Origin of the sequence: Leucobacter celer subsp. astrifaciens (assembly GCF_001273835.1) — a bacterium.
Taxonomy (GTDB): domain Bacteria; phylum Actinomycetota; class Actinomycetes; order Actinomycetales; family Microbacteriaceae; genus Leucobacter; species Leucobacter celer.
Genome location: NZ_JHEI01000083.1, coordinates 1 through 331, shown reverse-complemented (window position 1 = coordinate 331; position 331 = coordinate 1). Strand labels below are relative to the sequence as shown.

Genomic DNA, 331 nt, shown 5'->3' with positions numbered 1-331 from the left:
GGGCGAGTGCGAGCAGCGCTGCCAGGGCGATCGACATGACGATGAGGATCGCGATACCGGCCTCCCCGAGCGAGCCGATGGCATCGATCACGCCGAGTTGCCGCAGCCCCCAGACAGCTGGGCCGTGCAGCAGGTACACCGACAGGGTGCGCGCACCCCACGCCGTGGTCAATCGCTTGCGCCGGGAGGTCACTCCGAGCAGCGCGAACGTCATGGCTGCCGCGAGCGCCAGGAGGCCGGCGGCGACGGCGATGCCTCCGAGCGTCGTCTCGATCCACAGGTGCGGTTCCCAGTCACCGATGGGGGCGTTCTCGAATTTCCAGGCGTACCC

1 pseudogene is annotated in these 331 nt (G+C 69.2%); it reads right to left on the bottom strand.

Annotation, left to right across the window (positions count from 1 at the left end):
- A pseudogene (locus AMS65_RS19705) lies at positions 1-331 on the bottom strand (acyltransferase family protein); the annotation flags it as partial.